Origin of the sequence: Delftia sp. GW456-R20, from assembly GCF_001622915.1 — a bacterium.
GTDB classification, from domain to species: domain Bacteria; phylum Pseudomonadota; class Gammaproteobacteria; order Burkholderiales; family Burkholderiaceae_C; genus Comamonas; species Comamonas acidovorans.
Map to the genome: position 1 here is coordinate 144,979 of NZ_LWCN01000004.1, position 13,868 is coordinate 158,846.

Here is a 13,868-nt window from a genome sequence, read left to right on the forward strand (position 1 = left end):
CGTCGCGCCGTCAGCGGCGGATGGCCCAGAACTCCAGTTGCAGGTCGGGGAATTCGCCGGAGACGTGCATGGCAAGGCCGCCGGAGCTTTGCAGCTGGTTCCACAGGTCGTGCGTGGTGTCCACCTCGAAATAGTTGTAGCCCGCGTGGTAGGGAATCTCGCGCGGGGCAATGGGCAGGGGCCGCAGCGTGACGCCGGGCAGGTGCAGGTTCACCAGGTCGCGTATGCGCTCCACGGGGCCCAGCTTGGTCTGGGTGGGGAAGTGGGTGCGCAGGAATTCCGGCGTGGTCTGGGCATGGGCGGCCAGCACGAAGTCGCAGGTGGTGAGCAGTTCGGTGGACGGGATCAGCGCCACGCGCACGCCGTACTGGCGGTCGTGCAGCGGGATCTGGATGGCGTTTTGCTCCAGCACCGAGGACAGGCTGCGCCGCAGCTCCAGCATGAGCGGCGGGAAGCTGCGCCGCAGGTCGTCATGGTCGTAGGCGGGCAGCACCTCGGGGCGGCGGCGCTCGTGGTCGAAGGTGGTCAGCTCTGCGGCCAGGCGCAGCAGTTCCTCGAACAGGCGCTCGGGGTGGATGCTGGCGGTGCGCACCCAGTGCTGGGCCGCGCCCGTCCAGTGGTTGATGAGCTGCAGCAGCAGGAAGTCGCCGACCTCGCCGATGCCGCCGCGCTCGGGCTGGATCATGCGCTGGGCCAGCACTTCGCCGCGCTGGCGCAGCAGGCCGTGGATTTCCTTGCAGAAGGTGTTGAGCACCGAGCTGGGCCCGTTGTTGACCACGGTGGGGATGAAGCCGGGCTCCAGCAGCACGCCGCCGCTGGCCTGGCGCTCCACCACATGGGCCACGGGCAGGCTGACCCAGCCTTCGGTCAGCTCGTGGGCGGGGCGCAGGCTCAGGCGCAGTCGGCCCAGCTGCACCTCGGCGGGCTGGGCACCCACGTCGTTGCTGTCCGCCACTTCGGTCACGTCGCTGAGATAGCGCGCAGGGCTCTGGGAGCCTTCGCCAAAGGTCACTTCGCTGCCCGAGAAGCGGCGCAGCGGCAGCGCCAGGTGGACCACCACGTCCTTGAAGTCCTTGCCGATGTCCAGCGGGGTGGGCGCCTCGTCGTCGCCCGGCAGCTGGAACGGCGTGCCGTCGGGCAGTACGCCGTGGGCCGAACGGATGCCCAGCTTGCCCATGCGCAGCAGATCGGTGTCCAGCTCCAGCTCCGAGAAGCCCCAGAAAAAGGGCTGCCCCGGCAGGCTGCGTGACTGCAGTTGCCGGAACAGGAAGCGCTCCTGCTGCTGGAAGTGCTGGGGCCGAAGGAACATGCCCTCGGCCCAGATGACTTTGCGTTGCCAGACCATGGTGGATAGATGTGCGTTTATTGGGATGCGGGTTGAATGCGGACGGTGACCTCTTCGCGGGTCAGGTGCACCTGGTAGCGCACGGGCTGCAGCTTTTCGGTGGAGCCCATGCCCCACCAGCGCCTGCGCAGCTCCACGGAGTTGGGCGCGACGGCCGAGGCGCGCCAGGTGCTGCGCTCCAGATCGCGGTAGGCGGCGAACAGGCCGAAGGCGCGCACATCGGGGTTGCCCTTGCGCTCTATGACCTGGCGCTGGCCGGGCGCGACCAGGAATTCCTCGCGCCGCACGAAGTCGCTGCCCAGCTGGCCGTCGTCCTTGTCCTGCAGGTCGAAGAAGCCGGCGCGGTCGAAGGCGGCGGAGGCGCGCAGCTCGTAGATGCGCAGCAGCACGGGCTTGGGAATGCCTTCACGGTCCGGGTTGATGTCCATGTCCGCCACCACTTCGAATATGGCGGTGGGCACGGCTGTGGGCGCCACTTCGGGCGCGCGGCTCAGGGGGTTGAGGGAGCCGCAGCCGGCCAGGCCGGTCACCACGGCCGTGCCCAGGCCCAAGGCGCCCAGCGTTTGCAGCGCCTGCCGGCGCCCCTGCGATCCCTGCGGTTCCTCTGATCTCCACATGGCTTCTCCTGTCTCGATGTCAGTCATTGGTTTCACGCGGGCAGATCCACACCGTCAGCGCGCTGAGGTTGTCCTGGTGCGGATTGCCGCTGGATACGACGCGCCCGACCATGCGCTGTATCCATTCGTCGGGGCGTTGGCTGGCGGCCAGCAACTGCTCCATTTCCGACTCGTGCATGCCTTCCCACAGGCCGTCCGAGCACAGCAGGAAGACATCGCCGGCCTCCAGGGCCACGGCGTCGGCGCGGATGCTGGGCGGCACCTGGCCCTCGGCGCCAATGGCGCCGGCCAGCACGTTGCGGTTGGGCAGGCGGCGCGGGTCGTTCTCTTCGTACAGGCCGGCGTGCAGCAGCTGCTGGACCAGGCTGTGGTCTTCGGTGCGCAGGTGCATGCGGCCCGCGCGGAACCAGTACAGGCGCGAGTCGCCCCAGTGCGCCCACAGGGCCCGGCCCTGCTCGGGATCGATGCACAGCACCACCACGGTGGCGCTCATGTGCATGCGCGAGACCGAGGTGGACTGCTGGCCGCTGACGCGGTGCTCCGCCTGGGAAATCAGGGAGGCCAGGCTGGCGGGGGCGAACAGCGGGTTCTGCCGGAAGCCATCCACCACGGCCTGCACGGTGAGCTGGGCGGCGAGCTCGCCGTGCCCGTGTCCGCCAGCGCCGTCGGCCAGCGTGCAGCACAGGCCGCCGGCGCCCAGGTCCATCAGGCCCATGGCGTCTTCGTTGCTGGAACGCCTGCCGCTGTGGGAGGCGCTGGCCACCTGGATGCTGTAGCGGTGGCCGGCTCCGTCGAGGTAGGCGATCACGGCTGGCCTTTCACGGACTGCTCGGCGTTTTCGTAGGCCTCGACGAAGGTGCGGCCCGAGAAGGCCATCAGGTCGTCCTCGGCATGGCGGCGCAGCACGTCGAAGTTGTGCTTGTAGTCGTCCCACAGCGCGGCCTTGCGGCCATTGGTCAACAGCTTGTCCAGCAGGCCGGGATTGGTTTCTGTGCGGCGCTCCAGTTCGGTCGGATCGAACCGGGTCAGGGCTTCGGCATAGGCGGCGCGGATGCCGGCCATCAGAGCCAGCTGGTGCACATGCAGATCCTGGAAGGCGTCCTGCATGGCGGGCAGCGGCTTCATGAAGCCCGGGAAGGTCTGGTGGACCATCTGCATGAGCACGCCCTCGGAATTGGGCAGGAACTTGAGCGGGTTGTTGGCGCCCGTGGCAATGATGGTCACGCCGGCGCGGAACTCGCGCTTGATCTCGGAGCGCGCGGCCAGCAGGTCGATGGTTCCCTGCACGGCAATGCGCAGGGCTTCGCCGAAAGTGCGCATGAATTCCGGTGTGACCTCGAAATGGGTCTTGGCCGGGTTCAGGCCTGCGCCCTCCATGAAGGCTGCGGCCAGTGCCTGCAGATCGGCGTTGGCGGCCGGCTGGGGCTGCACGGGAATATCGACAGGCGCGGCGGTGGAGGGCAGGGCGCCGATGGGGATGGCGGCGTCGCCCTGGCCGAGGATGCTGGAGGCCGAGGGGATATTGACGTCGACGCCTGCGTCAAGGGGGGCCGAGGTAGGGGCAACGGCCGCCCTGGCGACGGGCGCAACGTGGGCAAGACCGGACTTGAAGAGGTCCAGATCCAGTCCATTGGTGGGCAGCAGACCGTCCAGCGCGGCCGGCTCGGCGGGGATCTGGGGCACGGGCGCCGGGGCAGGCGCGGCAACCGGGATGTCCTGTGCCTGTACCTGTGCACGCGCCTCTACCTGTACAGGCAGCTGCTCCTGCACTGCAGGAATCACGGTATCGATCACGGGCGGGAGTGCGTGCTGGGCCGGTGCTGCCGCCTCCTGCGGTGGCACCGGCTCCGCGGGCTGTGCATGCGATTGCATGCGCGGCAGATTGAAGGCCTGGCCCAGTTCGGAGCCCCGGCCCGAGGCCTGCTGCAGCGGTTGCGCATCGGGGGGCAGGCCACCCTGGTCGAACAGCGCAAGCGGGTCGAGCTTTTGGGATTGCTCGAAGCACGAAGGCAGGCCGGTATGGGAGGCATCATGCAAGGCCTCGGTGCTCAGGCCCTTGAGCGGCAGGGTGTGGACCATGCCGTCATGGCGCTGCTGTATCAGATCGCCCGTGCCTTGCGATGGCAGGCCGGCCCAGCCTTCCTCCTGCTGCCGAGCCTGCTGGGGCGGCGGAGCAAAGGGGTCGAAATCATTGGGGATCAGCAGGGGGCGATGCTGCGGCTTGGCGGGCTGTGGCATGGCCAGTGCAGCCTGCTCGGGCGGGATGGCGCTCTCGATCGAAGGCACGGCAGGGGTCTGGATGGCATCCAGGCTCAGTGCCGTCAGGCCTTCCCAGGGATCGGCGATGCCGGGGGCGGCGGCAGGCAATACGTCTGCCAGCGGCGCTGCCTCTGCCAGCGGCGCTGGTTCCGGCAGCGGGGGCTGGGCGGCGACGGGAGGCGGGACGATCTGGGGCTGCGGGGCGGCTGTGGCGGGTGGGGCCGCTGCCTGCGTTGCTTGCGCGGCTTGTGTGGCTTGTGTGGCTTGTGTGGCTTGTGTGGCTTGCGCGTTTTGCATTGCAGCCGAAGGCGGTGCCTCGAAAGGCGTGCCCGGCGCCACGGCGGCCAGGGTGTAGGCGCCGATACGGATGCGCGCGCCCAGGGGCAGGCCCACTTCCTGGCCCGAACGCACGGGCTGCTCTGCCACCCAGATGGGATCACGCTCGCTCAGGTTCGCAACAAAGGCTCCCTCGGAATCCAGCCTGACCATGGCGTGCACGCGCGCGACGGAAGCGTCCGGGTCCGAGATGATGAGCTTGTTCTGGCCACTGCGTCCGATCGTGCCGCCGGCCATGCCGAATACGGCATGCCAGTGGCGATCGACCGGAACGCCATCGTGGTCCACGACCCTGAGTTCGATTTTGTCCATGGAGTCTTAGGCTAGGCAGTTTTCAGGAAGCGTCGGGATGCCTCAGGAGGCTTTGCGCGCGGGCGCAGGGCGCTTGTTGCGCAGCGCGGCACGGGCGTTGTTGAACTCCCGGCCCCAGATGGGATGGCCCTTTTCGGCCTCGGTCAGCTGGAAGGTGGGGTCCAGGGCCAGGGCCATGTCGAAGTGCTGGCGGCAGGGCTTGCGGCGGCCTTCCACGCAGTGGCTGAAGGCGATGTACTTCAGCGCCTTGACCTGGCTGCTCATGGGCAGTTCCTGTGCGGTGGACAGGGGCGTCAGCGCCGTGATGGCGTCCTCATAGCGGCCGTCCACATAGAGCTGGATGGCTTCGACCAGCTCCTGCTCCTTGATCACCACGGGGTCCACGGGCTTGACGGGCTCCGGAGGCTGGACCACGGTCGGGGCCGGCTCGGGCTCCACGGGCTTGGGCGCGGTTTCACACGCGGCCAGGCCGAAGGCAACGGCCAGGGCAAGGGTCAGGCGCTGGATGGAGTGAGGAATATTCAGGGTCATGGACATGGTCAGCGGGCATCAAAGTCATGGGAAAGGGTCACCGACTGGCCGTCGGTGATGCGGATCACCTGCCGATAGCTCTCGAAGCCGGGATTGCGCAGCTCCACCGTGTGGGAGCCTGGCGCCAGCTTGAGCAGCACGACGGGAGGGGTGACGCCGGACGGCTTGCCGTTGATCAGCACATTCGCCCAGGGGCTGACCCTCAGGCGCAGGTTGTGATCTGTCCGTGGCGTCTCAGACCGTGCGGCCAGCGCGGCGGAGCGCGCTGGAGCAAGGCCGGGTGTCAGGGCGGTGATCGAGGTGATCACGCGGCTGTTCAGTGCAAAGCCACCGGCCGTGGGTGCCGCAGGCGCCGTGCGCAGCCGCTGCGCTGAAGGGCAGCGCTGGATCCAACGGTCCTGGGCGCGGCTGTAGGCGTCCCGCCACGGCGTACCCGTGGTTTCGTAGGCTTGCAGTGCAAAGCCCGGGTGTGCGGAGAACGCGGAATCGAAGGCCGCCTCGCAGCGCGCCCATTCCTTGTGCGTGCAATAGGTGTAGGCCAGGTACTTGTGGGCAGAGGCCCGCTCCATGGGATCGGCCAGCCCGCCAAACAGCGCCGCCTGCAGCGCACGCTCGGCCTGGGCCAGGTCGCGCGCCTCGAACAGCGCAATGCCCTGCGCCAGCTGCGGGCGTCCTGCCGAGCCGGTTTGGGCCGGCGCGGCTTCTTCGCATGCCGCCTGGGAATGCGCCAGGCAGGGCAGGCCGAGCACTGCAGTGCACAGCATCCATCGCCAGCGGTGGTTCATCAGTCGAGCCATGGGCCGCGCTCATTCGAAAAGATGGTTCACGGTCACCGACTCGCCCTTGGTGACCGTGATGGTCTTGGTCACCGTGGAGGCCGCACCCGGGTTGCTGATGTCGATGCGGTACTCGCCCTCTGGAAGCTCCATCTGGGTCAGCGGCGGGCTGGTCCGCGCAGGGGCGCGGTTCACGGAGACATAGCCCCAGGGCACGACCCGGAACACCACCTTGCCCGTGGCCGCTGCGGGCTTGACGGGGCGGGCTTCGGTCTTGGGCGGCTCGGTGGGCAGCGGCTCGGACCCGGTGGCCACCGTGACGGGGACGACGGGCGTGCTCTGCTCGGGCTGCGAGGGGGCAATCTCGGGCAACGCGGCCTGCTGCTCGGGCGAGGTCATCGGCTGCACCTGCTCCGTGGAGGCCAGCGAGGCCTCGTTGAGCAATTGCTTGAGCAGCGCCTGGGCCTCGGTGCGGTGCTGTCCTTCGGGGAAGCTGTCCAGGTAGTCCTGCAGGCGGGCCAGGCTGGACTGGCTTTGCGCCTGCTGCCAGGCCAGGCTGTCGCGTGCTGCCAGGGTCTTGGCGCGTGCCTGGTCCTGGGAATGGTCGTACCACAGCACGCCGCCGCCCGCGATGGCAGCCAGCACCAGGGCGCCGATGGCCAACGGTACGGCCATGCTGCTGCGCCTGGCCTTGGGCGCAGCCTGGGCCCCCGCAGCTGGAGGCCGGGCAGCCGCAGGCTTGGCCTGGACGGCCGGCGCTGCGGCGGGCTGCTCGGGAACGGGTGCAGGTGGTGAAGCCGGGGCCTGAACCGTAGCCTGAGGCGCCGGCATGCCTGGCAGTGCTTGGTCGATGTCGATGAACGGCCCGTTGCCCAGGCCCATCGGATCGGCTGCAGAGGCCTGGGACGCAGATGGGTGTGCCATCTGAGGCGTGGCCATGGCCGCAGGTGTGCTGGGGGCCCGTGATGCCGGGGCCACAGGTGGAACCGTTGCAACAGGCGGCACGGGCAGCACAGGTGCTACAGGTGCTACAGGTGCTACAGGTGCTACAGGTGCTACAGGTGCTACAGGTGCCACCGGCATGACCGTCGCCACGGGCGCAACCTGTGGGGTGGGTGCGGGAACGTAGGTTTCCGTGATCGGCAGGAACCGGGGTGCCTGCGCGGATGCCGACTCATCGGCCATGGCGGCCTGAACGGCCGCAGGCGTAGTGATCGGGATGTAGATGGGGCTGGGGCTGGGCTCCACAGGCGCAGGCGTCGCCCGGTTTTCGGCAGACAGGCCCAGCAGGCTGCGCAGTTCGGCAATCGACTGGGGCCGGTCCTGCGGGCGCACGGCCAGGGCTTTTTGCATGCCCTGCAGGAAGGCGTCGGAGTAGCCGGGAACCTGCTCGGAAGTCAGCGGCTGCATGGGGTCCGTGACCATGCGCGCCACCGAGGTGGCAGGAGTGCGGCCCGTGGCGGCCTGGTGAATGAGGGCGCCGACCTGGTAGATGTCCGTCCACGCGCCCTGGGGCATTGCGCCGTCGTCCACGTACTGCTCGATGGGTGCAAAACCGGGCTTGAGCACCATGGTCAGCGCCTGGGTCATGTCGCCGATGATGCGGCGCGCGGCGCCGAAATCCAGCAGCACGGGGCTGCCATCGCGCTGCACGAAGATGTTGTCCGGCGCGATATCGCGGTGGAAGCAGTCCTGTGCATGCAGGACCTCGAGCACATCGAGCAGCGGGGCCAGCAGGGTGCTGAGCTGGGCCTGGTCGATGCGGCCCGACGATGCCTGCAGCACGCGGCCCAGCGTCTGGCCCTCGTAGTGGCGCATCACCATGTAGGCCGTGCCGCCGGCTTCGAAGAATCGGTAGACATGCACCAGGGTGGGGTGCGAGAAGCGCGCCAGCAGGCGGGCCTCGTTGATGAAGCTGCGCAGCCCGGCGTCGAACGCGCCACGGTGCTGCGAGCGCACATGCACCTGATGGGAGCTTTGCCGCCCGGCCAGGGCCGAAGGCATGTACTCCTTGATCGCGACCTCGCGGTCCAGCGAGAGGTCACGGGCCTTGTAGACGATGCCGAAACCGCCTTCGCCGATGACATCGAGCACGCGGTATTCGCCAATCTGGACACCTGCCGGAAGGCAGTTGGTCGAACATGCTGCTTCGCTATCCATGCAATCCCACCCAAGATGTTGTTTCACACCCTGGCGGGCGATGTCTGTCGCGCAGCCAGGGTGCCGAACCTGTTCGAGGCCATTGGACAAGGAGAAAGCCGGCATCACACCGGCAATCTGTCTCTGTAAACCGTTGGTTTTCCTCAATCAGCCTATTGTCTGAAGCCAGGGGCCAAAGACGAGCGTCATGGATTCGTCATGAATACAAGATCGTATTTCAATCGGACTCCGAATGCGGCGTGAGTGTAGCTTGAGTTCCGCAAAAAGCCATGACACGAATCGAATGGATATGAGGTGGATACATTTTTTTTCAGATGTATCCGCCGTAACAATTCAGTCTGCTCAATTGTTTGTATTTTGCCGGCCTTATCCACTATCATCGCGGCTCCAACAAAGGAGGGCGGTTCACGACAGTGAGGATTGCAGGCGATTGTCAATACATTCCTTGACCATCCAGGGTATGCGCCGCACTGATCTGAATCACGTGTTAAGTGAATCGGTTTCGTGCGCTCTACCCGAGAGTGGTTTCCCCTTTGTTCGCGTGTGAACTATCCGATGCAATCAGGCTATTGGGTTGCATGCGAACGTTTAATCCATTAGTTCGAGAGGTGTGCAATGTCCGTTGATATGTTCATGAAGGTCGAGGGCGCCAGTGGCGAGTCCCAGGATTCCAACCACAAGGGCTGGACCGACATCGACTCCTTCACCTGGGGTGCTACCCAGCCCAACACCATGTCCAGCGGCGGTGGTGCCGGCGCCGGCAAGGTGAGCTTCCATGACCTGAACGTCATCGCCAAGGTGGACAAGTGCTACCCCGCCGTGCTCAAGCACTGCGCCACGGGCAAGCACCTGGGCCAGGTCGACATCTCGCTGTGCAAGGCCGGCGGCTCGCAGATCGAGTTCACCAAGATCACCCTGACCGACGTCATGGTGACGAACGTGACCGTCAGCGGCGCCAACTCCTCTGACACCGTGACCGTGAACTACTCGTTCCAGGCTGCCAAGGTCAAGACCCAGTACTGGGAACAGACCAACCAGGGCGGCAAGGGCGCCGAGAGCCAGATGGGCTTCAACATCAAGGAAAACCGCGAAGCCTGAGCTTCCTCCCGCAGCTGTGCTGCTGCGGCAACCCGCGTCGGACTCGTCTGGCGCGGGTGTTGCCGTGGACGTGCGGGAATATGGCCTCCATCTATCGATGGAGGCTTTTCAGTATGGAAAGCCGAAATCGGGCTGTTGAAGGAATATCGGAGAGACGTGCCTTGAGGCCGCGTGGGTAACCGCGTGCCTGGCTGGTTTTTGTGTCATTTTTTTGACGTGGGCCAGCTTTCCATTCCTGTCAAAAGCTGAATGTCGTTAGGCTTGTCAATCTTTGACAAACACAAAAACCTATGGCCGCGGGCATGGGGAATCGACTTGCTCGCTGCACTATCAATGTGCAGAAAATTTCTGATAAAAATGGATTGCCGTGGATATGCGCAGGATTACCGCGCGTGGGTTCCTGTGTCTATTGATCAGGCACATTGAATGCCTGGTGCCGGGGCCTGCGAACCGTTGTGGTGCGTTTGGCCCGTACTGCGGCGAGTGGCGGAGCATACACGAACATCGGACGTTGTCGAGAATATTTTTGCCGGTCCAATTATTAAAACGCAATTCGTTTCTTTAATAAATTCCACTGCCAACTTGTGTACAAGAAAGAGTACTAAATGCGTGAATGGACCATTGCCCATTGCCGGCGTGCAAACCCGTCAGAGAGATTGCAGCAGCAATCGGCGTATACCCTGTCACCGTCCGCAAATCTGCCCGGTGCCGCAGGCATGGCTTCGCTCTTTTCCTCCGCCTTGAGCTGTGTCCTGGCTGGCCCTGGCTGTCGCCAACGGCAGGGGCGGTGTTCTCCAACCGGCATGGCAGTCGCATGAGCATCGCGGTTGCCTCCCCGCCCGTGTGCGAGACGCGCCAGGGGCCTGCAAGCAGCGCGCACTCGCTGGCCGCGCAGATCTACGCTTGCCTGAAGAACGACATCTTCGACTTCCGCCTGCTGCCCGGCGACCGCTTCAGCGAGGGCGAAATCGCCACGCGCATGCAGGTCAGCCGCACGCCTGTGCGCCAGGCGCTGTTCTGGTTGCAGCGCGATGGCTATGTCGATGTGCATTTCAAGAGCGGGTGGCAGATCAAGGCCTTCGACTTCAAGTACTTCGAGGATCTCTATGAGGTGCGAACCCTGATGGAGACCAGCGCCGTGGCCAGCCTGGTGGGCGAATCGCTGAAGTCATTGCAGCCGTTGCGCGAGGTCTGGTGCGTGCCCGAGGAGCAGCGCGAGACCGACCCCGCCGTGGTGGCCTCGCTGGACGAGGCCTTCCATACCGGCCTGGTGGCTGCAACCGGCAACCAGGAGATGGCGCGCATCCACCTGGACATCACCGAGCGCATCCGCATCATCCGGCGCCTGGATGTCATCAAGCTGCCGCGGGTCTCGGCAACCTATGACGACCATGCCGCCATCCTCGCGGCCATCGAGGCTGGCGATGCAGCGCGGGCCCAGTCCTGCCTGAGGGAGCACATCGCCGACAGCCGGGCCGAGGTCAAGCGCATCACGTTCTACATGCTGCAAACGGCGCGCGAGCGCTATGGCGCCCTGACGCAGATGGCCTGAGGGCCGCAATGTGTTGCTGGAGGGCCTCTTCGGAGGCCCTTTTTCATGGCTGGGCCGCTGCGGGAAGGCGGCGGACATCCGTTCCGGCGCAGCAAAGCCTTCAAGTCGTGGGCAAGGGGCCTGCTTTTCCCCGCATCGCTGCGGCGGCGTCCCGGTAGTCTTCCTGCCAAACCGTGGACGGGCCTCGCGCCCGCGCCATCTGCCAACTCACAGGGAAGAGAACATGAGCATCAGAACCGACAACCTGAACGTGCAAAGCCTGCTGGCCCGCGCCCAATCCAAGCTCAACAGCACGACGCAGGCGGCTTCGGATTCGGCCGGCAAGAAGAGCGCTGCGGAGACCAGCGCCACCAAGACGGACAGCACCAAGACCGAGACCACCGAAGCGGAGAAGGTGCGCAAGCTGGCACCGTCGCTGACCAAGGCGCACGAGCGCATTGCGGCCCAGGCCCAGGCGGGATCGACCTCGCTGTCGGCGTTGGGGCAGTTCAAGTCATCCCTGGTGGACCTGGCCTCGGCGGGCAAGGATGTGGCCGCGCTCTCGGCCACCAGCACCACCCAGTCGGTGCAAGGCGCGCTGGAAAAGCTGGTGGCGCGCTACAACGCCAGCGCTGCCAAGGGCAGCGTGAGCGCGGCGGCCGGTTCTTCCACCGATGTGGGTGCCACCCGCGCCCTGCGCGAGTTGCGCTCGGCCATCATGAGTGTCACGGGCAGCGCGACCGCGCCCAGCCTGGGCAAGCTCGGCATCGTCCAGCGCCAGGACGGCACGCTGGCGGTGGATGCCAAGGCCCTGGAAAAGTCCATGGCCGCCGATGCCGCAGGCGTGACCTCGGCCCTGGCCGGCATTGGCAAGGCGGTGGAGAGCAGCGCCAACTCTGCGCTGTCCACGGGCAGCCGCCTCAGCTCGTCCATGGCCAGTCTGGGTGACCGGGTCAAGACACTGCAGCAGCAGCAAAGTGCGGTGGTTGCCACGGCCGAGAAGCTGGGCGATTCCCTGGTCGGTTCGGCCAACTGGAACCGCATGGTGCTGGACGCCTACCTCAAGAACTGATTTCAGCACCATCCCCGCCCTGCATCCTGCTCCCGGAAAACATGAAAAACCTGCGCATCGGCCTCCGTCTCGGAGGCGGCTTCACCATTCTTTTGCTGATCATGCTGTTGATCAGTGTCACCAGCATCGTCAGCATGGGGCACATGGCCCGCTCGACCACGGAAATCACCGAGGTGGCCCTCGCCAAGGAGCGGATGATCAGCGACTGGTTCCGCAACATCCACTCGGGCTCGCGCCGGACCACGGCCATTGCCAAGAGCAGCGATCCTTCGCTGGCCACCTTCTTTGCGGAAGACGCGGCCGAGTCCTCGCGCCAGTCGGGCAAGCTGCAGGACCGCATCGAGCCGCTGCTGCAGACGCAGGAAGAAAAGGACATCTGGGTCGAGATCAAGAAGGCGCGCGCCGGCTACCTGGCGGGCCGCGACGTGGTGACCAAGGCCAAGGCCGAAGGCCGTGCAGAAGATGCCGAGCGCCTGTTCACCCAGGAGTACCAGCCCGCCACGCAGCGCTATATAGAGATCGTGCAGCGCCTGCTGGACATGCAGCGCGCCGCCATAGACAGCTCCGCCGGTGAAGTGCAGGTGCGCTTTTCTGCCAGCCGCGCCACCATCATCGCCGTGGTGTCCCTGGCGGTGGTGCTGGGCGCGCTGGCCGCATGGTGGATCACGCGCGGCATCACCGTGCCGCTGGCCGAAGCCCTGCGCGTGGCGCGCACCGTGGCCAACAACGACCTGACCAGCCGCATCACCGTTGATTCGCGCGACGAAACCGGCCAGTTGCTGCAGGCGCTGCGCCAGATGAACGACAACCTGGCCCAGGTCGTGGGGCAGGTGCGCTCGGGTGCGGACAGCATCGCCACGGCTTCGGGCGAGATCGATGCGGGCAACCAGGACCTGTCCTCGCGCACCGAGCAGCAGGCCAGCTCGCTGGAGCAGACGGCTGCCGCCATGGAGGAGCTGACCAGCACGGTCAAGCAGAACGCCGAGAACGCACGCCAGGCCAATCAGCTGGCCGCTTCGGCATCGCAGACTGCGGTGCAGGGCGGCAAGGTGGTGGCGGGCGTGGTGGACACCATGGGCGGCATCAGCGAGTCCAGCCGCAAGATCGCCGACATCATCGGCGTCATCGACTCCATTGCCTTCCAGACCAACATCCTGGCGCTGAACGCTGCCGTGGAAGCGGCACGTGCCGGTGAGCAGGGCCGTGGCTTTGCCGTGGTGGCGGGCGAGGTGCGTGCGCTGGCCCAGCGCAGCGCCTCGGCAGCCAAGGACATCAAGGACCTGATTGCAGACTCCGTGTCCAAGGTGGACGCGGGCACGCGCCAGGTGGCCGAGGCCGGCCGCACCATGGACGGCATCGTGCAAAGCGTGCAGCAGGTCAGCGACCTGGTGGCCGAGATCACGGCCGCCAGCCAGGAGCAAAGCAGCGGCATCAACCAGGTGCACCAGGCGATTTCGCAGATGGACACGGTGACCCAGCAGAATGCCGCGCTGGTCGAGGAGGCAGCAGCTGCGACAGGCTCGCTCAAATCCCAGGTGAATCAGCTGGCGGCCGCCGTGAGCGTGTTCCGCATCGACGGCGTGGCGCCGGCCGGTGCAGGGACAGCAGCAGCTTCGTCTTCAGTACCTGCCGCGCGCACGCCTTCTGCTGCAGCGCCCATGCGTTCTGCGGCCCGACCGCTGGCCGCGTCCGCCCCAGCTGCCGGCACTGCACCCGCTGCTGCCCCACGCAGCGCATCTGCTGCCCCAGCGCCCGCAGCAAAGCTGCCTGCCGCCAGGCAGACCGTGGCGGCCAAGGGCAATGACGACGGGGACTGGACTTCGTTCTGAGT

11 protein-coding genes are annotated in these 13,868 nt (G+C 66.3%); 4 read left to right on the forward strand and 7 right to left on the reverse strand.

The window, feature by feature from the left end; genetic code table 11:
• Positions 1-10: 10 nt before the first annotated feature.
• Genes tssK through A4F85_RS06430 form a run of 7 tightly spaced genes read right to left on the reverse strand, consistent with a single transcriptional unit; the run spans position 11 to position 8,336 of the window.
• Positions 11-1,345 (reverse strand): type VI secretion system baseplate subunit TssK, encoded by a 1,335-nt coding sequence (gene tssK, locus A4F85_RS06400; protein WP_012205669.1) that lies wholly within the window; start codon positions 1,343-1,345, stop codon positions 11-13.
• Positions 1,346-1,362: 17 nt separating this feature from the next.
• A complete protein-coding gene (gene tssJ, locus A4F85_RS06405; protein WP_013802365.1) occupies positions 1,363-1,962 on the reverse strand; it encodes a type VI secretion system lipoprotein TssJ in 600 nt (199 codons plus the stop codon).
• A gap of 19 nt (positions 1,963-1,981) precedes the next feature.
• Entirely contained in the window at positions 1,982-2,770 is a 789-nt protein-coding gene (locus A4F85_RS06410) for a PP2C family protein-serine/threonine phosphatase (protein ID WP_034393863.1), read from the reverse strand.
• Positions 2,767-4,869: a type VI secretion system-associated FHA domain protein TagH gene (gene tagH / locus A4F85_RS06415; protein ID WP_063326054.1), complete on the reverse strand. Its 2,103-nt coding sequence runs from the start codon at positions 4,867-4,869 to the stop codon at positions 2,767-2,769. Before tagH ends, A4F85_RS06410 begins: the two co-directional genes overlap by 4 nt.
• 42 nt (positions 4,870-4,911) lie before the next feature.
• Positions 4,912-5,400 carry a TssQ family T6SS-associated lipoprotein gene (locus A4F85_RS06420; RefSeq protein WP_224986306.1) on the reverse strand — a complete coding sequence of 163 codons (489 nt, stop codon included), beginning with the start codon at positions 5,398-5,400 and terminating at the stop codon, positions 4,912-4,914.
• Between the two features lie 8 nt (positions 5,401-5,408).
• Positions 5,409-6,197, reverse strand: coding sequence for a PEGA domain-containing protein (locus tag A4F85_RS06425; RefSeq protein ID WP_063326055.1), 789 nt, complete (start codon positions 6,195-6,197; stop codon positions 5,409-5,411).
• A gap of 9 nt (positions 6,198-6,206) precedes the next feature.
• Positions 6,207-8,336 carry a serine/threonine protein kinase gene (locus A4F85_RS06430; protein ID WP_063326056.1) on the reverse strand — a complete coding sequence of 710 codons (2,130 nt, stop codon included), beginning with the start codon at positions 8,334-8,336 and terminating at the stop codon, positions 6,207-6,209.
• Positions 8,337-8,951: 615 nt separating this feature from the next.
• On the opposite strand from A4F85_RS06430, the gene A4F85_RS06435 reads away from it, so the two are divergent.
• From A4F85_RS06435 to A4F85_RS06450, 4 genes are all read left to right on the forward strand, one after another.
• Entirely contained in the window at positions 8,952-9,434 is a 483-nt protein-coding gene (locus A4F85_RS06435) for an Hcp family type VI secretion system effector (protein ID WP_013802370.1), read from the forward strand.
• Between the two features lie 814 nt (positions 9,435-10,248).
• Positions 10,249-10,986, forward strand: coding sequence for a GntR family transcriptional regulator (locus A4F85_RS06440; protein WP_013802371.1), 738 nt, complete (start codon positions 10,249-10,251; stop codon positions 10,984-10,986).
• A gap of 223 nt (positions 10,987-11,209) precedes the next feature.
• Positions 11,210-12,037 carry a flagellar filament capping protein FliD gene (fliD, locus tag A4F85_RS06445; RefSeq protein ID WP_063326057.1) on the forward strand — a complete coding sequence of 276 codons (828 nt, stop codon included), beginning with the start codon at positions 11,210-11,212 and terminating at the stop codon, positions 12,035-12,037.
• A 41-nt stretch (positions 12,038-12,078) separates the two neighbouring features.
• The gene (locus A4F85_RS06450; protein WP_063326058.1) at positions 12,079-13,866 is read left to right on the forward strand and encodes a methyl-accepting chemotaxis protein; all 1,788 of its coding nucleotides are present in this window, start codon (positions 12,079-12,081) and stop codon (positions 13,864-13,866) included.
• The last annotated feature ends 2 nt before the right edge of the window (positions 13,867-13,868 follow it).